General features: G+C 35.3%; 27 protein-coding genes. 26 read left to right on the top strand and 1 reads right to left on the bottom strand.

Features of this window, described 5'->3' with window-relative positions; translation table 11 throughout:
• Nucleotides 1-93 precede the first annotated feature (93 nt).
• Nucleotides 94-285: a 50S ribosomal protein L28 gene (gene rpmB / locus I6I93_RS01290; RefSeq protein WP_005955693.1), complete on the bottom strand. Its 192-nt coding sequence runs from the start codon at nt 283-285 to the stop codon at nt 94-96.
• 180 nt (nt 286-465) lie between these two features.
• Between rpmB and I6I93_RS01285 the strand changes: the two genes are divergently transcribed.
• From I6I93_RS01285 to I6I93_RS01165, 26 genes are all read left to right on the top strand, one after another.
• Complete coding sequence (locus I6I93_RS01285) at nt 466-819, top strand: Asp23/Gls24 family envelope stress response protein (RefSeq protein WP_070701987.1); 354 nt, start codon at nt 466-468, stop codon at nt 817-819.
• Between the two features lie 13 nt (nt 820-832).
• Nucleotides 833-2,497, top strand: coding sequence for a DAK2 domain-containing protein (locus I6I93_RS01280; protein WP_112890447.1), 1,665 nt, complete (start codon nt 833-835; stop codon nt 2,495-2,497).
• A 73-nt stretch (nt 2,498-2,570) separates the two neighbouring features.
• Nucleotides 2,571-4,601: an ATP-dependent DNA helicase RecG gene (gene recG / locus I6I93_RS01275; protein ID WP_112890446.1), complete on the top strand. Its 2,031-nt coding sequence runs from the start codon at nt 2,571-2,573 to the stop codon at nt 4,599-4,601.
• Nucleotides 4,602-4,654: 53 nt separating this feature from the next.
• Entirely contained in the window at nt 4,655-5,221 is a 567-nt protein-coding gene (rsmD, locus tag I6I93_RS01270; protein ID WP_112890445.1) for a 16S rRNA (guanine(966)-N(2))-methyltransferase RsmD, read from the top strand.
• Nucleotides 5,199-5,684 (top strand): pantetheine-phosphate adenylyltransferase, encoded by a 486-nt coding sequence (coaD, locus tag I6I93_RS01265; RefSeq protein ID WP_112890444.1) that lies wholly within the window; start codon nt 5,199-5,201, stop codon nt 5,682-5,684. Before rsmD ends, coaD begins: the two co-directional genes overlap by 23 nt.
• Nucleotides 5,681-6,121 (top strand): ATP synthase subunit B family protein, encoded by a 441-nt coding sequence (locus I6I93_RS01260; RefSeq protein ID WP_112890443.1) that lies wholly within the window; start codon nt 5,681-5,683, stop codon nt 6,119-6,121. Before coaD ends, I6I93_RS01260 begins: the two co-directional genes overlap by 4 nt.
• A gap of 364 nt (nt 6,122-6,485) precedes the next feature.
• Nucleotides 6,486-7,601 (top strand): peptide chain release factor 2, encoded by a 1,116-nt coding sequence (prfB, locus tag I6I93_RS01255; protein ID WP_070701979.1) that lies wholly within the window; start codon nt 6,486-6,488, stop codon nt 7,599-7,601.
• Between the two features lie 7 nt (nt 7,602-7,608).
• On the top strand, nt 7,609-8,313 hold the full coding sequence (pyrF, locus tag I6I93_RS01250) for an orotidine-5'-phosphate decarboxylase (protein WP_112890442.1): 705 nt from the start codon (nt 7,609-7,611) through the stop codon (nt 8,311-8,313).
• A complete protein-coding gene (gene pyrE, locus I6I93_RS01245) occupies nt 8,313-8,942 on the top strand; it encodes an orotate phosphoribosyltransferase (RefSeq protein WP_112890441.1) in 630 nt (209 codons plus the stop codon). The genes pyrF and pyrE overlap by 1 nt, the downstream gene beginning before the upstream one ends.
• A gap of 62 nt (nt 8,943-9,004) precedes the next feature.
• Nucleotides 9,005-9,385, top strand: a complete 381-nt coding sequence (locus I6I93_RS01240; protein WP_112890440.1) for a YkvA family protein — start codon at nt 9,005-9,007, stop codon at nt 9,383-9,385.
• Nucleotides 9,357-9,980 (top strand): DNA-3-methyladenine glycosylase, encoded by a 624-nt coding sequence (locus I6I93_RS01235; RefSeq protein ID WP_112890439.1) that lies wholly within the window; start codon nt 9,357-9,359, stop codon nt 9,978-9,980. The genes I6I93_RS01240 and I6I93_RS01235 overlap by 29 nt, the downstream gene beginning before the upstream one ends.
• A gap of 53 nt (nt 9,981-10,033) precedes the next feature.
• Complete coding sequence (locus tag I6I93_RS01230; protein WP_112890438.1) at nt 10,034-10,858, top strand: energy-coupling factor transporter ATPase; 825 nt, start codon at nt 10,034-10,036, stop codon at nt 10,856-10,858.
• Entirely contained in the window at nt 10,849-11,715 is an 867-nt protein-coding gene (locus tag I6I93_RS01225; RefSeq protein ID WP_112890437.1) for an energy-coupling factor transporter ATPase, read from the top strand. Before I6I93_RS01230 ends, I6I93_RS01225 begins: the two co-directional genes overlap by 10 nt.
• Entirely contained in the window at nt 11,708-12,505 is a 798-nt protein-coding gene (locus tag I6I93_RS01220; RefSeq protein WP_070701968.1) for an energy-coupling factor transporter transmembrane component T family protein, read from the top strand. The genes I6I93_RS01225 and I6I93_RS01220 overlap by 8 nt, the downstream gene beginning before the upstream one ends.
• Nucleotides 12,502-13,236 (top strand): tRNA pseudouridine(38-40) synthase TruA, encoded by a 735-nt coding sequence (gene truA / locus I6I93_RS01215; protein WP_070701965.1) that lies wholly within the window; start codon nt 12,502-12,504, stop codon nt 13,234-13,236. Before I6I93_RS01220 ends, truA begins: the two co-directional genes overlap by 4 nt.
• A 507-nt stretch (nt 13,237-13,743) precedes the next feature.
• Nucleotides 13,744-14,130, top strand: coding sequence for an Asp23/Gls24 family envelope stress response protein (locus I6I93_RS01210; protein WP_070701964.1), 387 nt, complete (start codon nt 13,744-13,746; stop codon nt 14,128-14,130).
• Nucleotides 14,127-14,525: a transcription antitermination factor NusB gene (gene nusB, locus I6I93_RS01205; RefSeq protein ID WP_070701963.1), complete on the top strand. Its 399-nt coding sequence runs from the start codon at nt 14,127-14,129 to the stop codon at nt 14,523-14,525. The genes I6I93_RS01210 and nusB overlap by 4 nt, the downstream gene beginning before the upstream one ends.
• A 1-nt stretch (nt 14,526) precedes the next feature.
• Complete coding sequence (gene xseA / locus I6I93_RS01200) at nt 14,527-15,978, top strand: exodeoxyribonuclease VII large subunit (protein ID WP_112890436.1); 1,452 nt, start codon at nt 14,527-14,529, stop codon at nt 15,976-15,978.
• Nucleotides 15,979-16,203: an exodeoxyribonuclease VII small subunit gene (xseB, locus tag I6I93_RS01195; RefSeq protein WP_060799977.1), complete on the top strand. Its 225-nt coding sequence runs from the start codon at nt 15,979-15,981 to the stop codon at nt 16,201-16,203.
• The gene (locus tag I6I93_RS01190) at nt 16,187-17,044 is read left to right on the top strand and encodes a polyprenyl synthetase family protein (protein ID WP_112890435.1); all 858 of its coding nucleotides are present in this window, start codon (nt 16,187-16,189) and stop codon (nt 17,042-17,044) included. Before xseB ends, I6I93_RS01190 begins: the two co-directional genes overlap by 17 nt.
• Entirely contained in the window at nt 17,044-17,844 is an 801-nt protein-coding gene (locus I6I93_RS01185; protein WP_112890434.1) for a TlyA family RNA methyltransferase, read from the top strand. Before I6I93_RS01190 ends, I6I93_RS01185 begins: the two co-directional genes overlap by 1 nt.
• Nucleotides 17,845-17,851: 7 nt before the next feature.
• Entirely contained in the window at nt 17,852-18,370 is a 519-nt protein-coding gene (locus tag I6I93_RS09085; RefSeq protein WP_236587195.1) for an AAA family ATPase, read from the top strand.
• A 19-nt stretch (nt 18,371-18,389) separates the two neighbouring features.
• A complete protein-coding gene (locus I6I93_RS01180; RefSeq protein WP_236587194.1) occupies nt 18,390-19,514 on the top strand; it encodes a DNA repair protein RecN in 1,125 nt (374 codons plus the stop codon).
• Nucleotides 19,515-20,027 carry an NUDIX hydrolase gene (locus I6I93_RS01175; RefSeq protein ID WP_112890433.1) on the top strand — a complete coding sequence of 171 codons (513 nt, stop codon included), beginning with the start codon at nt 19,515-19,517 and terminating at the stop codon, nt 20,025-20,027.
• Between the two features lie 31 nt (nt 20,028-20,058).
• Complete coding sequence (locus I6I93_RS01170) at nt 20,059-20,859, top strand: purine-nucleoside phosphorylase (RefSeq protein ID WP_112890432.1); 801 nt, start codon at nt 20,059-20,061, stop codon at nt 20,857-20,859.
• Complete coding sequence (locus I6I93_RS01165; RefSeq protein ID WP_112890431.1) at nt 20,859-22,160, top strand: thymidine phosphorylase; 1,302 nt, start codon at nt 20,859-20,861, stop codon at nt 22,158-22,160. The genes I6I93_RS01170 and I6I93_RS01165 overlap by 1 nt, the downstream gene beginning before the upstream one ends.
• Nucleotide 22,161 lies beyond the last annotated feature (1 nt).

Raw genomic sequence — 22,161 nt, 5'->3', positions numbered from 1 at the left:
CTTGATTATGATTCAAGGGGTTTTCTTATAAAGTCTCCCGAGGGAGAATATGTAAGTCCTAAATAAAAAAAGGATCTTTACTAAGACCCTTAATTATATAGCTCTTTCTACTTTACCAGATCTTAGGCATCTAGTACATACGTTAATTCTTTTTCTTGATCCATTAACTACAGCCTTAACTCTTCTAATATTAGGAGACCAGCTTCTGTTAGAACGAGAGTGAGAGAAAGAAATTTTATTTCCGAATGATTTTTCTTTTCCGCAAATTTCACATCTTTTAGCCATAACGCACCTCCTTTAGTTATTAAGCAGACAATATTTTACCAAAAAAGTCCGCTAAGTGCAAATATTTTTTCAACATGTATTTATTTTACACTAAATTCTAATTTTTTACAAAGGATATTTTGAAAATCTGTTAATATTCTGTGACTTCTGATATAATGTATTAGATAAGGAGGTGCCCTCATGCCGGCAATTATTAATAGAGAACTTGGAAACATTGTAATAGAAGATAGCGTACTAGCAAATATAGCTGGGATTTCAGCTATGGAATCTTACGGAATTGTTGGAATGGCATCAAAAAATGCCGCAGATGGAATTTTTGAATTATTGAGATTCGAAAATCTTTCAAAGGGAATTGTAGTTAATACTGACGAAAATGAAATTTCTATAGAGCTTCATGTTATTTTAGAATATGGAGTTAAAATTTCTACTGTTGGTGAAAATATTATAGAGAGAGTAAAGTTTAATATAGAAAATTTAACAGGGCTTGAAGTTGATAATATTGAGGTCCTTGTAGAAGGTATTAGACTTAAGTAGTGGAGGTAAGATTTTGGAAATAAATAAAATTAATGGTCCCCTATTAAAAGAAATTTTTAAGGGAGCCGTAAATTATCTAATATCCATGAAGGAGGAGGTCAACGCTCTTAATGTGTTCCCTGTTCCCGATGGAGATACAGGAACTAACATGAGCCTTACATCAAAATCTGCCTTAAAACAAATTGAAAGCTTAGAGGGAGATTTTACTGCTGGAGACGTTTCAGCAGCAGCAGCACGTGGTGCTCTTATGGGAGCCAGGGGAAATAGTGGTGTTATTCTTTCACAACTTCTAAGAGGTTTTTCAGAAGGCCTAGAAGGAATTGATGAAGCAACTACATCAGACCTTGCTCATGCCTTTAAGAAGGCAAGTGAGACAACTTATAAGGCTGTTATGAAACCAATTGAAGGAACAATACTTACAGTTGGAAGAGAAACTGCGGACTTTGCCATTAGACATTATAAAAAGGCAGAAGACCCAATTACATTTTTAGAAGATGTAATTGTTGAAGCAAATAAATCTCTCGATAACACGCCAAATCAGCTTCAAGTTTTAAAGGAAGCTGGAGTAGTTGATGCAGGTGGTAAGGGTCTTGTTGTTCTACTTGAAGGTGGACTAAAAGTCTTAAAGGGCGAAGACATTGCTGATCAAAGTGAAGATGAAACTTTAAAGAAAAAGGCACAAAAAGAAGTTCAATTTACTGAAGCTGACACTTCTTTAAAATATGGTTATTGTACTGAATTTATTATAAATACTGACTACGAAGATATTGACTCTTTTAGAGAAAAAATTGCACCACTTGGCGACTGTCTTTTAGTAGTAGGTGGTGGCGGAAGTCATCTTATAAAGGTTCACGTTCACACAAATGACCCTGGAATTGTCCTTCAACATGCTTGCGAGCTTGGACTTCTTCAAGATATCAAGATCGATAACATGAGATACCAACACAGGGAAGTTCTCTTTGATGATGAAGAAGTTGCTGAAGCTAAAAAGAGAGAAGAAGAGGAAGAAATAATAGAAGAAAAAGATTATTCTTTCATAACAGTTTCCATGGGAGAAGGAATGACAGAAACCTTTAAATCTCTTGGTGTTGACTTTGTTGTTGCAGGTGGTCAAACTATGAACCCATCAACAGAAGACCTTTTAAAGGGAGTTGACAAGGTTGGGGGCAAGGTAATCTACCTAATTCCAAATAACAGCAACATAATTTTATCAGCAGAACAAGCAAGGGATATTTCCAACAGGGAAATTATTGTAATTCCATCAAAATCTGTTCCACAAGGTATAGCTGCTATGCTTGCTTTCAATGAAGAAGCTTCAAAAGAAGAAAACGAAGAGAATATGATAGAAGCAATAGGAAGTGTCATTGATGCATCTGTAACTTATGCAGTAAGAGATACTACAATAAATGGCAAGGAAATTCACAAGGATGACATAATTGGTATTGCATCTAAGGATATAATTTCCAGCGGTAAGACTGTTTTTGATGTTGTAACGGAAACTGTGGACAAGCTAATGGACGAAGACATTTCTCTTGTGACACTTTTCTATGGAGAAGATGTTAAAGAAGAAGATGCAGAAGAAGTTCGTGAAGCTATTGAAGAAAAATATCCAGATATTGATATTGACGTAATAAAGGGTGACCAACCAATTTATTACTACATCATATCTCTTGAATAAATTTTAGATTATTAATTGAGCCCGAAGTTTTGCTTTGGGCTTTTCTTATAGGAAATAAAATTAGGAGATAAATATGAACTTAACAGACCCTATAAAGGGCTTAAAAGGAATTGGACCCAAGAGGGCTGAGCTCTTTCATAAGTTGGGAATTTATACAATTGAAGACCTCCTACACTTTTATCCCAGAAGATATGAAGACTCTTCAAAGATCACTAGGGTTTCAGAAGCGAGGATTGGAGAAAAAAATACTTTTAAAGTTAGGATTCTTTCCAAACTTCAAAATAGGAGAATAAGGAAGGGTCTTACACTTACAAGTTTTTTGGCTGAAGATGAATCTGGAGAGATTGAGCTTTCTTTTTTTAATGCCTTTTATCTTCATTCCAAGATTTTGCCAGGTAGATACTACCTAGTCTATGGAAAGGCAGACTACTTTAGGGGAAGGGTGACCATGTCAAGTCCAGAGATTGAAGAGGCTGACAAGTTAAAAAAACTTGGCAAGATTTCTCCCATTTACAATTTAACTGAGGGTCTAAATAATTTTGTCTTTGAAAAAGTAATTGACCAAGTTATTGATGAAAATCTTTTTAGTGAAAATCTGCCAGAAGAAATCTTGGATAAGTATTCTTTTCTTGGAAAGAATGATGCCATAAGAGCAATTCATTATCCTAAGTCTAGGAAAAATTACATACAGGCTAGGGAAAGGCTAATCTATGAAGAGTTATTTTTATTTGAGCTTTCTATCCTAAAGAACAAGGTCCAAAATGAAAGGCGAGATGCAATTAAATTTGAAATCAAGGATCAAGTTTTTGATTTTATTAACAATCTTCCCTTTAAATTAACAGAGGGCCAAAATACAGTTCTTGAAGAAATCTTTAAGGACATGAAGGAAGGCAAGGCCATAAATAGACTTATCCAGGGTGATGTTGGTAGTGGTAAGACAATTATTGCCATTATAATAATGTATCTTGCCTACCTCAATGGCTACCAATCATCAATTATGGCACCAACAGAAATTTTGGCCAAGCAACACTTTGAATCTTTTGTAGAATTGTTAGAGCCTTTGGGGATAAAAGTGGGACTCTTAATAGGATCAACTACAAAAAAGGCAAGAAGAGACATATTGGACAATCTTGAAATGGGGTCTCTTGACATCTTAATAGGAACTCACGCTCTTATTGAAGAGAATGTAGTTTTTAAAAAGCTTGGAGTAAATGTTATTGACGAGCAACATAGGTTTGGAGTTGTTCAAAGGAACATGCTGCAAAATAAGAATAAGGACGCAGCTACAATAGTCATGTCGGCAACACCTATTCCAAGGAGTCTAAGTCTTGTCCTCTATGCAGATCTTGACGTCTCCATAATAAAGTCCATGCCCAAGGGACGAAAGCCAATTAAGACCATTGTCATAAATGAAAATATGCTGGAAAAGTCCTTGGCCTTTATAAAAAAAGAACTCAGCCAGGGAAGACAGGCCTATGTCATTTGCTCACTCATTGAAGAAAATCAAGACTACGAAAACTTGCAGGCTGTTGAAAAGGTTTATGAAGAACTAAGCCAATACTTTGAGGGTTTTCATGTTGGACTTCTTCATGGCAAGATGAAGGCAGATGAAAAAAATCAAATTATGGAGGACTTTGCAGAAAATAAAATTAATCTTCTGGTATCAACAACTGTTGTTGAAGTTGGGGTCAACGTACCCAATGCCAGCGTCATAATGATCTATAATGCAGAGAGGTTTGGCCTATCAACCCTCCACCAACTTAGGGGAAGAGTTGGAAGAGGGGACCAACAATCCTATTGCATCCTCTATAATCTCTCAACAAGTGAAATATCCTGGGAGAGGATGAAGATAATGACGGACTCCAACGACGGATTTTATATTGCCAACAAGGACTTAGAGCTCAGGGGATTTGGTGACATACTTGGAACAAGACAATCGGGCATGCCAAACCTAAGACTTGCAGACCCCTTCAGGGATGAAACTATTTTAAAATACGCTGCAGATGACGTGAAAGATATCTTAGAAGAGGACCCAAACTTAGAGGGAGAAAAATATTCTTATTTAAACAAAGAGATAACTGAATTTTACTCGGATTTAAACTAATATCTTTTAAAATATCCTTTCTTATGGTAAAATGTAACTAATTTGGAGGCTTTATGAGAATAATTTCAGGAAATAGAAGGGGACTAAAATTAATAGCTCCCAAGGGACTAGATACAAGGCCCACAGAAGACAGGGTTAAGGAATCTGTTTTCAACATTTTGGGACAAAACTTCTTTGACGTCACAGTCTTAGATTTATTTTGCGGTTCAGGTGCCAATGGAATAGAATTTTTATCTAGGGGAGCAGACAAGGCCTACTTTGTTGACAAGTCAAAGGAAGCCATAGATTGTGTGAAAAAGAACCTTGATAAGGCAAAGTTAAATGATCAAGCAATAGTAATGGAAGATCATTTGAACCAAGCTCTAAAAAAGTTAGATGTAAAGTTTGATTACATCTATATGGACCCACCCTTCGAGAGACGCGATTTATACAAGAAAGCCTTTAAACTAATAAGAGAAAATAAGATACTAAAGCCTGACGGAAAGTTAATTGTGGAGTATAATACAGATAAGCCACTAATAATAGGTGAAGGCTTTGTAGAAATAAAAAACAAAAAATATGGAAACACTTCGATTTCCATATGCGGATGGGATGAAAATGAAAGTAATATATGCGGGTAGCTTCGACCCAGTGACCAATGGCCACTTAGACATAATAAAAAGAGCAAGGGATATTTTTGGAGAAGTTATAGTTGCAGTCCTAGACAACACTTCAAAAAAAGGACTCTTCACAGTTGAAGAGAGGAAGGACCTTCTTCATGAAGTGCTAGACGACATGGAAGGGATTGAGATTGATTCCTTTGACGGACTCTTAGTAGAATATGCAAAAAAGAAAAACTGCAAGGTGGTTGTTAGGGGTCTGAGATCAGCAAGTGATTACTTTAGTGAATACACCCTAGCCATGGCAAACAAAAATTATAAGGACAGCATAGAAACAGTATTTTTATTGTCATCTAATGAAAATTTATTTGTAAGTTCATCACTTGCAAAAGAAGTAGCCAACTTTGACGGAGATACAGATTTATTCGTGCCTCCTATTGTAGGAGAAGCTATGAAGAAAAAATTACTTAGGAGGAAGATATGAATTTAATTGATTTAGTTGAAGAATTAGAAGACCTTGTGGAAACAGCATCACAAATTCCACTTACAAACAAGGTAATGGTTGAAAGGGAAGAATTTTTAGAAATTGTTAACGAATTAAAAACACAAATTCCTGGAGAAGTTTCTGAAGCACAAAGAATTGCTCAAGACAAGGACGACATCATCAATGGAGCACACGATGAAGCAGACAAAATTATCTCTGCAGCAAGAGCCCATTCAGAAAAAATTATCGATGAAAATGAACTTGTGAGACAAGCAAATGAAAGAGCAAGTGAAATTTTAAAATCTGCAAAGGAAGAGTCAACTCAAATAAGAGAAGGCGCAAGGGACTATGCAGACGAGCTACTTGAAAACACACAAGTAAACCTTTCAGAAATTATAAAAATGCTTAACGAAAATAGACAAGAGTTAAGAGGATAAATTTAAGAGCAAGACCTGAGTTAAAAGCTTAGGTCTTTTTTCATGCTTAAAACCATCTTCACCACTTATTTAATGAAAATTGGACTTTATAAGTTAGTAAAAATTAAAATAATTAGAGAAAAGAATAAGAATTAATTTAAAGTATAAGATTAATAAAAAATTTCAATTTAAAATAAATTCTAATTTGAAAAAAATACACAAACTTATATTAAGTTGCAAGTTAATATAAAAATGATAAGTCAAAAATAATTTTCATACTATAACAAAATGATAAGTCAAAAATTATTCTCATCTAACAACAAAATATTAGTGTGATTATATCAACTGTGTTATACTAAAATAAGCAATACAAAGGAGGATTTTTATGGAGCAAAATATCTATTTAGATAAGGAGCGCCTGGAAAATTCCAAGCTTACAACTAAAGCCCTAGGTGAGTCTCTTGAGATAGATTCTCTCAAAGAAAAAGTTGTTGAGCTTAACAAAAAACAAATGGAACCAGGTTTTTGGGACGACAATGAAAGTGCCCAAAAAGTTATACGTGAAACAAATTCATATCAAAGAAAGATAGATCAATACGACAAGTTAAATGAACTAATTACTGATGCAGAAGACCTAATTACTCTAATGGAAATAGAGGAAGACTACTCTTCATACTCTGACTTCCAAGGAGTTGTTGATGAAATTGAAAAGGAAGCTGCTGAATTTAAACTAAACACCTTATTAAATGGCGAGTACGATTCCCACGATGCCATTCTTTCTATCCATGCTGGTGCAGGTGGAACTGAAGCCCAAGACTGGGCAAGTATGCTACTTAGGATGTACACAAGATATGCAGAAAATAAAGGCTTCAAGGTTGAAACTCTTGACCTCTTAAAGGAAGACGAGGCTGGAATTAAATCAGTAACTCTAAAGATTTCTGGCGACAATGCCTATGGATACCTAAAGGGAGAAAAGGGAGTCCACAGACTTGTAAGGATTTCACCTTTTGACTCCAACAAGAGAAGACACACTTCCTTCTCATCTGTTGATGTCTTCCCAGAAATTGACGACGACACAGAAGTTGAAATCAAAGACGAAGAATTAAAGATTGACACTTACAGGTCATCTGGTGCAGGTGGACAACACGTTAACACTACTGACTCTGCTGTTAGAATTACTCACATTCCTACAGGAATCGTTGTTCAATGTCAAAATGAACGTAGCCAAATCCAAAATAGGGAAAAGGCAATGAATATGTTAAAGGCAAAGCTCGTTGCTCTTGCTGAAGAAGAAAAGAAGGAAAAAATCGAAGACCTTCAAGGTAACTACTCACAAATTGCTTGGGGTTCACAAATAAGATCTTATGTTTTCCAACCTTACACTATGGTTAAGGACCACAGGACAAATGTAGATGTTGGTGACGTAGAAAAGGTAATGGACGGAGATTTAGATACATTTATTAACGCCTACTTGCAAGATAAGGCGACTGGAGAAAGCTGAGGTTAATATGGCAAAGAATGTAATTATTGCACTAGATTTTCCAAGTGGAGATAAGGCTCTTGATTTTTTAAAGGATTTTAAAGATGAGGAAGTCTATGTAAAAGTTGGAATGGAACTTTTCTACAAGGAAGGCCCAAGTATTGTAAGAGAAATAAAAAAACTAGGTCACAAGATTTTCTTGGACTTAAAGATTCACGACATTCCAAACACTTGTAAGGGGGCGACAAATTCCCTTATTGCCCTTGATGTTGACATGATCAACTACCACATTGCTGGTGGCAAGAAGATGTTAAGCGATGCCAGTGAAATTGTAAAAAATGAAAAAAGTGACCTAATAACACTTGGTGTAACTATGCTTACTTCTACAGACGAAGAGGTCATGCATGGGGAACTTCAAATTGACAAGGATAAGTCTCTTGATGAGGTTGTCCTTGCCTATGCAAATATTGCAAAGGAAGCTAACTTAAGTGGTATTGTTTGCTCTGCACTTGAAGTGCCAAAGATAAAGGAAAATTTGGGAGAAGACTTTATCACAGTTACTCCAGGAATTAGGAAGGTAAAAAATACTGACGACCAAAAGAGGGTTGTAACTCCTAGCGAAGCAAGAGAGCTTGGATCTGATTACATCGTTGTGGGAAGACCAATCACTAAGGCAGAAGACCCATTAAAGGAATATAGAGAAATCAAAGAAGACTTTTTAGGAGGAAAATAATGCGAGAAATTGCAAAAATTTTATTAAAATTAAAGGCCGTTACTCTTTCACCAGAAGATCCATACACTTGGGCATCTGGTATAAAATCTCCAATCTACTGTGACAACAGACTGACTCTTTCTTATCCAGAAGAAAGAAGTCAAGTAGAGAAGGGTCTTGTTGATTTAATTAAAAAAGAATACCCTGAAGTAGAATATATAATGGGAACTGCAACAGCAGGCATTCCTCATGCAGCTATAATTGCTGATGCCATGAAACTTCCTATGGGCTTTGTAAGATCTTCCAATAAGGACCACGGCAAGCAAAATAAAATTGAAGGTGCAAAAATTGAAGGAGCAAAAGTTGTAGTTATTGAAGACTTATTCTCAACTGGTGGATCCTCAATTGAAGCTGCAAAGGCTCTTGAAGAAGTTGGATACCAAGTCCTTGGAATCGTAAGTATTTTCACTTATAATATGAAAAATGCTGAAGAAAACTTTAAAGCATCAGGTTTTAAACACAATTCACTTACAACTTTTGATGAATTAATAGAAGTTGCTCACGAAATGGACTATATTAAAGAAAGCGAAATTGAAAAGTTAAAATTATTTAGGGACAATCCAAAGGATTCTTCCTGGATGAATGCATAAATCTCTTTTTGGGTAAAGAAAAGTAGTAAGAGAAATGCAAATTTTAACTTAGGGGGAGAAATTTGAATTATTATAGAACTTTGAGAAAGTTATGGCCCTATGACAATCAAGTCTTTAAAAATAAAGATAGACTTAATAGGGTGATTCATGAATCCACAGCTACAACAAATAAGATGGATTTATTTAAAAAGATTTCACGAGAACTTGGACTTGCTCTGGGTCTTGTCATGGATTATTCCAAGGGAAATTATAGGGATGTAAAAAAGAAGGACATAATTTTAATTGTGGCTGGGTTTTTATATCTTTTAAATCCAGCAGATATAATTCCTGACTTTGTTTTGTTCTTTGGATTCTTTGATGACTTAAGTGTTCTAACTTATATAGTAAAAAAATTAGACAAGGAATTGGAAAAGTATGACCACTGGAAAAATTCTAGAGAATGATTTTTTCAAAAGAGATACAGTTGAAGTTGCAAAATCTTTAATAGGCAAGAAAATTATCAGAAATATTTCTGGTAATTTTTTCTGTGCAAAAATAGTTGAAACTGAAGCTTATTTGGGCCTTGAGGATATGGCCTGCCACTCCTATGGTGGTAGGATTACTGATAGGAATAAGACACTTTATCTACCTGGAGGTCACATCTACGTCTACTTGATTTATGGAATGTACGACTTATTAAATATTGTGACAAGAGACGAAGAACATCCAGAGGCAGTTTTAATTCGTGGAGTAGAACCCCTTGAAAATTTAGATGGAATTTCTAAAAATCGATTTGGAAAGGCTTATGAAGATCTATCAACTTATCAAAGGAAGAACCTAAGCAATGGACCTGGGAAGCTTTCCATGGCGCTTGAAATTAATAGGTCTTTAAATGGAAAAATCTTGTCAAAGAATTATCTCTACATAGGAGAAGGAGAAGAAGTTCCCGAAAAAGACCTTGTAATTACAAAGAGGATTGGAATAGATTATGCTGGCGAAGATGCAAATCTTCCTCTAAGGTTTTGTCTTAGAGATAACCCCTATGTGTCAAAGAAATAATATAGATTTTTGTTAAGTTATCCTTTATAATAGGTTAACATAAAGGTGATAAAATGATTAGTATAAAAAACTTATCTTTTAAATACGACTACGAAGATGAAAATGCAAAAGAGATTTTAAAAGATATAAATTTAGAAATAAAAGAAGGCGAATTTGTGGCTCTCTTGGGTCACAATGGGTCTGGAAAGTCTACCCTTGCCAAACTAATAAATGGTCTCCTATTGCCAGGACAGGGAGATGTCCTTGTTGATGGGATGAATACCAAGAGTGAAGAGGAGATCTGGGACATAAGAAGGACTGCTGGCATGGTTTTTCAAAATCCAGACAACCAATTAGTTGCAACTATTGTTGAAGATGAAGTTGCCTTCGGTCCTGAAAATATGGGGATTGAACCAGGTGAAATAAGAAAAAGAGTTGATAGTGCCCTAGAGGATGTTGGGATGTCTGAATATAAAAAAAATGCACCCCACCTTCTTTCTGGTGGACAAAAGCAAAGAGTAGCCATAGCTGGAATCCTTGCCATGTCGCCTAAATATATAATTCTCGATGAGCCAACTGCCATGCTTGACCCAAGTGGCAGGAGGGAAGTAATTGACACTCTTGTTAAACTCAACAAGGAAGAGGGAAAGACAATAATCTTAATAACCCACTACATGGAAGAGGCGGCCATTAGCGACAGGGTTGTTGTAATGGAAGATGGCAACATGGTCCTAAGTGGGACTCCAAGAGAAGTTTTTTCTCAAGTGGACAAGATCAAGGGACTTGGCCTTGATGTGCCCCAAGTAACAGAACTTGCCTATGAACTAAAAAAAGATGGCTTTGATATTTCTGGGGAAGTTTTAAATATAGAAGAAATGGTGAAGGAAATATGTCACTAATAGAAATTAACAACTTAACACATATCTATAGCGAGGGCCTCCCTTTTGAGAAGAAGGCTGTTGATGACATCAGCTTAAAAGTCGAAGAGAATGAATTCATTGGCCTCATTGGTCACACTGGTTCAGGCAAGTCAACCTTTATCCAACACCTAAATGGACTTTTGAAGCCATCATCTGGGGAAATTATTATTGATGGAACAAGGGTTGATAAGTCTGGAGCAAATTTAACTGACCTTAGAAAAAAAGTTGGCTTAGTCTTTCAATATCCAGAATACCAACTTTTTGAAGAAACCATTGAAAGAGACATTGCCTTTGGACCAAAAAACCTGGATATAAGTGATGAAGAAGTTCAAGAGAGGGTAAAGTCTTCTATGGAGTCAGTTGGGCTCGACTATAAAACTTATAAGGACAAGTCACCCTTTGAACTTTCTGGAGGTTTAAAAAGAAGGGTGGCCATAGCAGGTGTCCTTGCCATGGAGCCAAAAGTTTTAATACTTGATGAGCCAACAGCAGGTCTTGACCCAAGGGGTCGTGACGAAATCCTAAGTGAAATAAAAAGCATTCATGAAAAGAGGAAGATGACAGTAATTTTAGTTTCCCACTCCATGGAAGACGTGGCGAAAATTGCTGAGAGAATAGTTGTCCTTGATAAGGGTAAAGTCTTTTTAGATGGAGAGCCAAGAGATATCTTTAGAGAGGAAGATAAGCTTCTTGGAGTTGGACTTGGGATTCCACAAATAACTTCTCTTATGAGGACTTTAAAGAAGAAGGGTCTAGACATCAACGAGGATGCCATAACTGTGGAAGAGGCCAAGGAGTCTCTAAAAAAATATTTGAGAGGTGCTTCTAATGTTTAAAGATATAACAATTGGCCAATATTTTCCTGGTGAAAGTGCCGTCCACAAGTATGACCCAAAATTAAAAATGATAACAATGATTTTATTTATATGTTCACTCTTCTTTATAAAATCAGTTTTCATGTATATACCAGTAGTTTTATACTTACTTTTAATTATAGTTAACGCCAAGCTACCACTTGGAATGGTCCTAAAGGGATTAAAGCCACTGAAGTGGATTATCCTCGTTACATTTATAATTAACTTATTTTTCACGCCTGGAGAAGCAATTTACACTTTTGGATTTTTAAAAATTTCAAAAGAAGGGGTAAACCTTGCTGTCTTTATGGGAATAAGACTAATCCTCTTAGTTCTTGGTACAAGTTTATTAACTTATACAACTTCGCCAATAGAACTAACTGATGGGATAGAATCGCTCTTAAGGCCTTTTAGGAAGATTGGAGTTCCAAGTCACGAGATTGCCATGATGATGACAATTGCCCTTAGGTTTATTCCAACACTTATAGAAGAAACTGACAAGATTATGAAGGCACAAATGGCAAGAGGAGCAGACTTTGAGTCAGGAAATATAATCAAGCGTGCGAAAAACTTAGTTCCACTCCTTGTTCCACTTTTCATTAACTCCTTTAGGAGGGCAGAAGAACTTGCCACAGCCATGGAAGCAAGATGTTACAGAGGTGGAGATGGCAGGACAAAGATGAATGCCTCAAAGATCGTGAAGAAAGATGTCATCTTATTTATTGGCAACCTAATCTTCTTTGGCATAATAGTTGTGGTTTCTAAGATATGAAAAATATTTTAATAAAAATTAACTACGACGGGACTAACTTTCACGGATTTCAGATGCAACCAGATGAGAGGACTGTTGAGGGAGAAATAAATCTTGGAATTGAAAAAACTGTCAAACATCCTGTGAAGATTTTTTATGCAGGAAGAACTGACAAGGGAGTTCACGCTGAGGGACAATACGCAAATTTTTATTCTGATACCACAATTGATATAGGAAATCTCCCTAAGGTTTTGAACTTTAACCTGCCAGAAGATGTTTCAGTTGTTGAAGCAAGGTATGTTCCAGATGATTTTCACGCAAGATATGATGCAAGATTAAAAAAATATCGTTACGTAGTTCACAGGTCAAGATATAGGCATGCCCTCTTACGCAATCGTGCCTATGAATATCCCTATGAAGTGGACCCAGATAGGATGAGGAAGGCTCTTTCTTACTTAATAGGAGAGCACGACTTCAACTCCTTTATGGGAAAAGGGGCCATAGTCAAGGACTCCATAAGGTCCATTGATCGAATAGATGTCATTGAAGATGGAGACTTTTTGTATTTTGACTTTGTAGCAAAAGCCTTTTTAAAAAATATGATAAGAATTGTAACAGGAACTGTCCTCGAGATAGGACGGGGTCAAAGAGAAATTGAATATATGAAGGAAGCCTTGGAGAAAAAAACTCGAAAGGCCGCTGGACCAACAGCACCTGCCTGTGGACTATACTTGTTAGACGTCAAGTATTAAGTCCTCGGGCTTTTTTTATTTTAAATTTTAGCGACTTAGGACTTACAAGCTTATAAATAATTTTTTATAAAATTTTTATAGGTCATATTTTTTTATCATCACCTCAATATTGTTAAAAAGCTTTTTGTTATTGGCTCACAAATTTTTACAGACTTCATAATAAATTCATACTTGCTTATTAATAAGAATTTTATAATTTTTAAAGACTTCATAATTATTTCTTGCTTACTATTTAATTACAAGCTTACAAATTTTTAAGAAGTTACAATAAAATCTTAGTCAATCTTTAATAAGGATTTTAAAAATTTTTATGGGCTCATAATAAATTTTCAATTTCGTTTTCAATTTAGTTAGTTATTTTTTAATAAATTCTTATAAAATTGCAAGCACATTTGCAAGTCTAATTTACTATTAAATATCTTCCAAAAAAAGTCATGCAAAGTGCAATAAATTGATAATATAAGAAGTATTTGGTATAATTATTTTAGTTAATTTGGAGGTGTAATAGTGGATAATAAATATCTTGTTAATGGTAATGAGGCAGAAGGTCAAGTTAAGATTTCTGAAGATGTTATCGCTACAGTTGCATCAGTTGCAGCTGAAAGTGTTGATGGTGTTGTTAAGGTTGGATCTAACTTCAAGTCTCAAGTTACTGACATTTTAAATACAAAAAATTTCAATAAGGGCGTTAGAGTCAATATTGGCGAAAAAGAAACTATTGTAGATGTATATATTACTATTGAGTACGGAATAAAAATTGTTGAAGTATCTGAAAAGGTACAAGAAGAAGTTAAGGAAGCAATTGAGAATATGACAGACTTTGATGTTGTAGAAGTCAATGTTCACATTTCAGGGATTGCTGTAAAAAATTCTGAAAAGACTGTTGTCAAATGAGTAGGAAGAGAGCAAGAATAGGGGCCATGCAGGCCCTTTTCGCCATGGATATAAATAATGACTTCTCTACTGACAAGCTAGAAGTTTTTATGGAAAACAATAACTTCCAAGGGGATGAAGTTGATTACATCAATAGGGTAGTTCCAGATATTTTGGACAAGCTTGAAGTAGTTGATGAGACAATAGAAAAAAATTTAAAGGGCTGGACTATGGCAAGACTTGCCAAGGTTGACAGGCAAATCCTTAGGGTTGCTGTCTACGAATTTCTCTACAAGGATGATATCCCTGAAGAGGTTTCTATTAATGAAGCTGTTGAAATTGCAAGACTTTATAGTTCTGACGAAGCACCTAAATTTATAAACGGAATTTTGGGAACAATTTACAGGAGTTTTTAATTTGGCAAAGTCTGCTTTTAATGTAAGTGAACTGAATAATTACATCAAAAAGCTAATCTCAATGGACTATATCCTAAGGGACATTAAGGTCACTGGGGAGATTACTAATTTAAATTACCACAAGAATGGAAATATTTATTTTTCTCTCAAGGATAAATTTGCCCGTATTGATGCTATGGCAAGCCAAGAGGATATAAAAAGTAATATATTCGATGGGGCAAAGGTTATGGCAAAGGGAACTGTCACTTACTACGATAGAAGTGGCAGGGTTTTTTTATATATTAGCCAATTAGAACTTGATGGCAAGGGCAATCTCTACCAGGAGTACCTGGATCTTAAAGAAAAACTCTCTAAGGAGGGACTTTTTGACCCTAGCCACAAGAAGAGATTAAAGAAGTATCCATCGAGGATTGGACTTATTACATCGACTAGTGGTGCAGCCATTGAGGATGTTATAAATATTTTTAGGAAACGCAATAAGACTTGTGATGTTTTTATTTATCCAAGTCTTGTTCAGGGAGCCTATGCAGCTGAAACTTTAATTTCTGGTGTGAAATATTTTAACCAAGAAGAGCCAGTAGACACAATAATTATTGCCAGAGGTGGAGGAAGCTTTGAAGACCTCTTTGTCTTTAATGATGAAGGTCTTGCAAGGGAAATTTTTGCATCAAAAATCCCAGTGATTTCTGCTGTGGGTCACGAGGTAGACTACACTATTTGTGATTTTGTAGCAGATATGAGGGCGGCAACTCCGACTAATGCAGCTGAACTTGTGACTATTAGTGAGAATGAAATTTTTTCTGAACTCGAGAAGAAAAAGTCTCAGCTAAAAAATCTCATGGATAGGAGACTTGATTTCAATAGATTAAGGCTCTTAAATCTATACAAAAATATTTCTATAAAAAACCAAGTTTATAAGATAAATGAAAGGACTAGAGACCTCTTAAGGGCTCATGTACTTTTAAATTCCTCTATAAAAAAAATTATTGAGGACCATGAGTATGACCTTCAGGAGAAAAAGTTTTATCTGGGGAATTTTAAGTTAAAAAAGTCCAAGAATCTTGAAAATTATTCCTACAGGCTAAAAAATATTTCTATAAATATAAATTCTAGGATTAACAAGGACAAAGAGAGTCTAAATTTTGATAAAAAACTCTTAAATTATTATTTTAAGACTTATGTCAATGATAATCATAGGAAAGTTAAGAGTTTTGAGAAGTTTCTTTGCTCTTATGACTTAAGTACTAGGTTAAAAAATGAAAGAAATAGGCTAAACCTATTAAAGATGGGACTTGATTCGGCCTTTGAAAAGATAAATAAGGTTGAAATCCTGACAGAAGATGGAAAAAGTCTTAAGTCTGCAAGAGAAGCAAGACCGGGAGATCTTATTTCTTTAAAATTTAAGGATGGCCAAGTAGAATCCAAGGTTCAAAAAGTGGAAGTGAGGGATTAAATGGAAAGAGATTATGAAAGTTCCTTTAGGGAGCTTGAAAATATAATAAGGGAACTTGAGTCTAAGGACATTAGTCTCGAAGATTCCATAAAAAAATACGAAAAGGGAATTGAGCTTTATAAGTACTTAAACAATACCTTAAAGGCCTACGAGGGCAAGATTAAAACTATTGCAGAAGAAAATTCAGAATTTATTGAGGACAAAAAAGATGAGAGATTTCGATAATTTGCTAGAAAAATTTAATAATTATTTGAGCTCCTTACTTGAGTACGACAACAGTCCCCAACACAAGGTTATTGACTCTATTAAGTATTCCTTGTTTTCTGGTGGTAAAAGGATAAGACCCCTTTTTTGTTTAATAAGTTTTTGTGAATTTTCAGATGAATCTTTGGATAAAATACTACCTTTTGCAGCTGCAATTGAAATGATTCACACTTATTCACTTGTTCACGATGATCTGCCAGCTATGGATGATGATGACTTTAGAAGAGATAAGCCAACTAACCACAAGGTTTATTCTGAAGGGATTGCGATCCTTGCTGGCGATGGACTTCTAAATATGTCTATGGAAATTCTCTTAAGACATATTGAAAATATTGAAGATCCTGAAGACTTAAAGCGTGCTATGAGGGCCATGAAATATATCTACAACGCTACAGGTGTTAATGGGATGATTGGTGGTCAAACTATTGATATTGACAGAGACGTTTCAGATTACACAGAGGATGACTGCGAAAATATGTATAAGCTAAAGACTGGAGCCCTAATTAAGGCATCAGTTGTAGTTGGAGGTATTGTAGCAGGTCTTGATCCAGACAACATTACTAAGCTTGCAAAGTTTGGTGAATACATTGGTATTGCCTACCAATTTGAAGATGATCTCTTAGATGAAGAAAAGGACCCAGACAGTGGCGAAATCAACATGCTCCTATTTAAGGACAAGGAAGACCTTCAAAATGAAATTATCGACTTAACTAATGGAGCCTATGATGCCCTAGATGGTCTTGAACTTAAAGAGGATGCATTAAAATCTTTTGCAGCCAAATTAGTAAATAGGAGTAGGTAATGGCAAAAAAACGAGCAGATGTCTTATTAGTTGAAAAGGGCCTAATTGATTCAAGAGAAAAGGCCAAGAGACTAATAATGGAAGGCAAGGTTTTTATTGGAACAGATAGGGTGGAAAAACCTGGAACTCAACTTAAAGAAGAAGAAAAAATCTACATTAAGGGACTTGAAGACTCCTTTGTATCTCGCGGTGGCCACAAGCTTGAGAAGATGATTGATGACTATGAAATTGACCTTAGAGATGCAGTTTGTGTGGATATAGGTGCATCAACTGGGGGCTTTACCCACTGCATGTTAAAGCACGGAGCCAAAAAAGTTTACGCCATAGATGTTGGCTACAACCAACTTGACTACAAGCTTAGGATGGATGAAAGAGTTGTATCTCTTGAGAGGACTAACATTAGGTATTTTGACAAGGGAATAATCGAAGAAGATGTTTCCTTTATTTCTATTGATGTCTCCTTTATTTCACTTGAACTTGTTCTTCCTGTTGCCAAGGACATCTTGGGACCGGAAGGTGAAATTGTTGCCCTTGTAAAGCCACAATTTGAAGCTGGCAAGGGAAAAGTTGGCAAGGGTGGAATCGTAAGAGACAAAAAAGTACATATTGAGGTTATAGAAAAAATAATTGACCTTGCAGGAGAACTAGGCCTTAATATAAAGGCTTTGACAAATTCTCCAATTAAGGGAACAAGTGGAAACATAGAATTTTTAATATACTTGTCAAATTACGGAGAATCTTCCGAAACTTTTGATGCAAAAGAAATTGTAAATAAGGCTTATGAAAATTTAAATGATTAGGTGAAATATGCTTTTAGAGTTAAATATCGAGAATTTTGCAATAATTGAAAATATGAAAATAGAATTTGAATCTGGTCTCAATGTTTTAACAGGAGAAACAGGTTCAGGTAAGTCAATTATTATCGACTCCCTTGGTCTTGTCCTTGGTCAAAGGGCCAACAAGGATATTATAAAGAAAGGTAAGGACAGGGCCTTTATTGAGGCAGTTTTTTCTTCTTATGATGAAGAAACTAAGAACCTTCTTCTTGAATATGGAATTGATTCAGGAGATTTAGTTGTTGTTTCAAAGGAGATTCGTGAAAAGGGACCAAGCATTACTAGGGTCAACAACAGGACTGTTACATCTCAAATTTTATCAAAAATCTCCAGCCATCTTATCGATATTTTTGCTCAGCATGAATCTATTTCCCTAATGGACAACAAAAATCAATTGAAGTTGATCGATGACTTTTCAGGCAAGGGTCAGAGACAACTACTTGATGATTTAAAAGAACTTGTAGAAAAAAATAAATTCTTTAAAAAATGAATATAATGAAAAGTCCAATATGGAACAAAATAAAGACAGGGAAATTGACCTTCTTGAGTACCAAATAAAAGAAATTGAAGATGCAGGTCTGAGTGACTATGACGATGAAGAACTTTATGATGACTTCAATGCCCTAAACAATATGACAGACACTTTGATAAAATTATCTGAAGCTAAGTCTTTAATAAATGAAGGCTACGAGACAAGTTCTCTTGAAGACATTTTGGACAGGGTGATTGCCAATGTGGTTGACGTCACAAGCTACAACAAGGACTTAAAAGAAATGGAAGAAAACCTAGAGGATATAAGATTTAGGATATCTGATATTGCAAAGGACCTTGACAGGTATATAAATACTAGTGAAATTGACGAGGAAAGATTACAATTTTTAAAAGAAAGAATAGACCTTGTAAACAATTTAAAATTAAAGTATGGAAATAATGTTAAGGCTATAACTATCTTCTTCGATGAAATAAGCGAGAGACTTAGATTTTTGCAAAACTTTGAAGATAATTTAAATAAACTTTTAAAGAAAATCAAAGAAAAAGAGAAGGAAGCCTTAATACTTGCGGAAAAAATTAGCCAAAATAGGAAAAAGACTGCAAGGATTCTCGAGAAAAAAGTTGAAGAAGAGATCAACAAGTTAAATATTAAAGACGCTAAGTTTAAGATTGATATAAAAGAAAAAGACCTTTCCTTTGATGGGATTGACAAGATTGAATTCTTAATCGCGCCCAACCTTGGCCAAGATCTTATGCCAATGGCAAAGGTGGCATCTGGTGGTGAAATGTCAAGAATTATGCTTGGCTTTAAGTCCATAATTGCAGAAAAGGACAATATCCCTACACTTGTGTTTGATGAGATAGATACGGGTATAAGTGGAAAGACAGCTCAAATAGTTGGAAACAAGATAAAGGAAGTTTCAAAAGATAGACAAGTTATAGTAATTTCTCACTTGCCACAAATTGTTGCCCTTGCGGACACGCACTTTGCAATAAAAAAAGATGTGGTTAACAATAGCACAATTTCTACAATTGACAAATTAAGCTACGACGAGAGAGTTAATGAAGTTGCTAGATTAATTGGCGGTATGAATATAAGTGAAATTGCAATTGAAACTGCAAAGGAAATGATTGGTGATTAAATGACAAATTCAAATTATGAAGAAAGAACTATGAAATCAACAAAAATCTTTGACGGTAAGGTCCTGCAACTAAGGGTTGATACTGTTGAGATGGAGGGACAAAAGTACACTAAGAGAGAAATAGTGGAAAGACAGCCTTCTGTGGGCATAGTTGCCATAACTGAAGAAGATGAAATTATACTTATAAAACAATATAGGAAGGCTATTGATAAGGAGATCTACGAAATACCAGCTGGTATGGTTGATTTTGGAGAGGAACCTCAAAAGGCTGCCTTAAGAGAACTCAAAGAAGAAACTGGCTATGATGCCAAGAAGTCTGACTATCTTGCAGAAATTTATTCTTCTCCAGGTTTTACTAATGAAAAATTATTTATTTTTTATGCAGAAGACTTGACTTTAGGCGACCAAGACCTTGATGAGTTTGAGCATCTTTCTGTTGAAAAAATAAAATTTGAGGAAGCCTTAAAACTTGTTAGCTTAGGAGAGATAAACGACTCAAAAAGTGTGGCATGAATTCTTTACTACAATAACTTTAGGAGGAACAATGAATAAATCGATTGACTATATAAAAGGAAAAATAAAAAATCAGCCTGAAATTGGAATTGTATTGGGATCTGGCCTAGGTGATTTTGCCGATTCCATTGAAGATAAAATCGAGATTCCTTATACAGAAATTCCTGGTTTTCCAGTTTCTACAGTTAAGGGACATGATGGTAAACTAATTTTTGGAAAAATTAATTCAAAAGAAGTTTGCGTAATGAAGGGAAGAATTCACTACTACGAAGGTTATGATATCAAGGAAGTTGTTTATCCAATAGAAGTTCTTGCAGGTCTAGGAATAAAAACTCTAATCCTAACAAACGCAGCAGGTGGAGTTAACACTGACTTTGAACCAGCAGATCTTATGATTATAAATGATCACATTAACCTAATGGGTAAGAATCCGCTTATTGGACCAAATGATGAAGACCTTGGACCAAGATTTCCTGACATGACAGATCTTTATAACAAAGACCTCATTGAAGTTGCGGAAAAGTCTGCAAAAAAACTTGGCATTGATATTCAAGAGGGAGTTTACATGTACTTCACAGGACCATCTTACGAAACTGCAGCTGAAGTAAGAATGGCAAGGATACTTGGAGCTGATGCTGTTGGTATGAGTACTGTACCTGAAGCGATTATTGCAAGACACAGGGGCCTAAAAATCCTAGGTATTTCAACTATAACAAATATGTCTACAGGCATATTAGACACTCCTCTTGACCACACAGAAGTTGTAGAAGTTGGCCAAGAAGTCGCAGGTAAATTTAAAGAACTATTAAAAGAAATAATCGAGGAAATTTAATGAATTTTTTAGATATTATTCAAAAGAAAAAAGAAAATAAAGTTTTAAATCAAAATGAAATAGAATTTTTTGTAGAAAATTATGTAAAGGGAGAAATTCCTGATTACCAAGTTTCTGCATTTTTAATGGCTATTTATTTTAATAAGTTGAATTTAGATGAAACATACTATCTTACAAAGGCAATGATTGACTCAGGAGAAACTGTAGATTTATCAGAAGTTCCTGGATCAAAAGTTGACAAGCACTCAACAGGTGGGGTTGGAGACACAGTAACCTTAGTCTTAGGACCTTTACTTGCATCAGTGGGGCTTGTTTTTGCAAAGATGAGTGGAAGAGGACTTGGTCACACAGGCGGAACGCTTGACAAATTAGAAGCAATTCCTGGCTTTGCCATAAATATTGGTGGAAGAGATTTTATTGAAATCCTAAAAAAATCCAATATTGCAGTAATTGGTCAAACAGAAAACATCGTTCCTGCAGACAAACTTCTCTATGCCCTAAGGGATGCAACGGCAACTGTAGACAATGTCAGCCTAATAGCATCATCTATTCTTTCAAAGAAGATTGCCCTAGGTACAGATGCCCTAGTCCTAGATGTTAAGGTTGGAAATGGTGCCTTTATGAAGGACGTTCCATCAGCAGTAGAATTATCAAAATTAATGGTAGAGCTAGGCAAAAAATTCGGACGTAATACTAAGGCAATTATAACTTCTATGGAAGAACCTCTTGGAGATGCCATAGGTAACAGCCTAGAAGTTATTGAAGCTATAAATATCCTAAAGGGAAAAAAGGAAGGTCATCTAAAAGATATTGCTTTAAGAATTGGAGCTAAACTAATGATGATGGAAGGAATTTCATCTTCTGAAGAAGAGGCAATAAAAGTTCTTGAAGGTAAAATAAGTGATGGATCTGCAATTGAAAAGTTCAAAGAAATGGTTGAACTACAAGGTGGAGACAAGACTTACATCGATGATACAGACAAGTTTAAAAAATCTTCAATTATTAAAGAAATTTATGCAGAAGAGTCTGGCTATGTAAAGTCCATTGAGGCAATTGAAATTGGAATAGCATCAAGAGACTTGGGAGCTGGAAGACACAAGAAAGATGATGTGCTTGACCTAAGCGCAGGAATTTACCTTCACAAAAAAATTGGAGACCTTGTAGAAAAGGGCGATAAACTTGCGACAATTTACACTGAAAAGGAAAATGAAGTTGAGGGAGCAATTAAGAGAATTAAGGCTGCCTATGCTTTTTCTGATATAAAGGAAGATTACAAATTAATTATAGAAGAGATTGATTGAG

The organism is Peptoniphilus harei (assembly GCF_016726485.1).
GTDB lineage: Bacteria > Bacillota > Clostridia > Tissierellales > Peptoniphilaceae > Peptoniphilus_A > Peptoniphilus_A harei.
The sequence above is the reverse complement of the archived record's forward strand: the minus strand, read 5'-3'. Positions and strand labels throughout refer to the sequence as shown.

Bases quoted from the DNA above. Each gene is read 5' to 3' on its own strand.
- rpmB (WP_005955693.1), bottom strand. From the start codon at position 285: ATGGCTAAAAGATGTGAAATTTGCGGAAAAGAAAAATCATTCGGAAAT.
- I6I93_RS01285 (WP_070701987.1), top strand. From the start codon at position 466: ATGCCGGCAATTATTAATAGAGAACTTGGAAACATTGTAATAGAAGAT.
- recG (WP_112890446.1), top strand. From the start codon at position 2,571: ATGAACTTAACAGACCCTATAAAGGGCTTAAAAGGAATTGGACCCAAG.
- rsmD (WP_112890445.1), top strand. From the start codon at position 4,655: ATGAGAATAATTTCAGGAAATAGAAGGGGACTAAAATTAATAGCTCCC.
- coaD (WP_112890444.1), top strand. From the start codon at position 5,199: ATGAAAGTAATATATGCGGGTAGCTTCGACCCAGTGACCAATGGCCAC.
- I6I93_RS01260 (WP_112890443.1), top strand. From the start codon at position 5,681: ATGAATTTAATTGATTTAGTTGAAGAATTAGAAGACCTTGTGGAAACA.
- prfB (WP_070701979.1), top strand. From the start codon at position 6,486: ATGGAGCAAAATATCTATTTAGATAAGGAGCGCCTGGAAAATTCCAAG.
- pyrF (WP_112890442.1), top strand. From the start codon at position 7,609: ATGGCAAAGAATGTAATTATTGCACTAGATTTTCCAAGTGGAGATAAG.
- pyrE (WP_112890441.1), top strand. From the start codon at position 8,313: ATGCGAGAAATTGCAAAAATTTTATTAAAATTAAAGGCCGTTACTCTT.
- I6I93_RS01235 (WP_112890439.1), top strand. From the start codon at position 9,357: ATGACCACTGGAAAAATTCTAGAGAATGATTTTTTCAAAAGAGATACA.
- I6I93_RS01230 (WP_112890438.1), top strand. From the start codon at position 10,034: ATGATTAGTATAAAAAACTTATCTTTTAAATACGACTACGAAGATGAA.
- I6I93_RS01225 (WP_112890437.1), top strand. From the start codon at position 10,849: ATGTCACTAATAGAAATTAACAACTTAACACATATCTATAGCGAGGGC.
- I6I93_RS01220 (WP_070701968.1), top strand. From the start codon at position 11,708: ATGTTTAAAGATATAACAATTGGCCAATATTTTCCTGGTGAAAGTGCC.
- truA (WP_070701965.1), top strand. From the start codon at position 12,502: ATGAAAAATATTTTAATAAAAATTAACTACGACGGGACTAACTTTCAC.
- nusB (WP_070701963.1), top strand. From the start codon at position 14,127: ATGAGTAGGAAGAGAGCAAGAATAGGGGCCATGCAGGCCCTTTTCGCC.
- xseB (WP_060799977.1), top strand. From the start codon at position 15,979: ATGGAAAGAGATTATGAAAGTTCCTTTAGGGAGCTTGAAAATATAATA.
- I6I93_RS01190 (WP_112890435.1), top strand. From the start codon at position 16,187: ATGAGAGATTTCGATAATTTGCTAGAAAAATTTAATAATTATTTGAGC.
- I6I93_RS01185 (WP_112890434.1), top strand. From the start codon at position 17,044: ATGGCAAAAAAACGAGCAGATGTCTTATTAGTTGAAAAGGGCCTAATT.
- I6I93_RS09085 (WP_236587195.1), top strand. From the start codon at position 17,852: ATGCTTTTAGAGTTAAATATCGAGAATTTTGCAATAATTGAAAATATG.
- I6I93_RS01180 (WP_236587194.1), top strand. From the start codon at position 18,390: ATGGAACAAAATAAAGACAGGGAAATTGACCTTCTTGAGTACCAAATA.
- I6I93_RS01175 (WP_112890433.1), top strand. From the start codon at position 19,515: ATGACAAATTCAAATTATGAAGAAAGAACTATGAAATCAACAAAAATC.
- I6I93_RS01170 (WP_112890432.1), top strand. From the start codon at position 20,059: ATGAATAAATCGATTGACTATATAAAAGGAAAAATAAAAAATCAGCCT.
- I6I93_RS01165 (WP_112890431.1), top strand. From the start codon at position 20,859: ATGAATTTTTTAGATATTATTCAAAAGAAAAAAGAAAATAAAGTTTTA.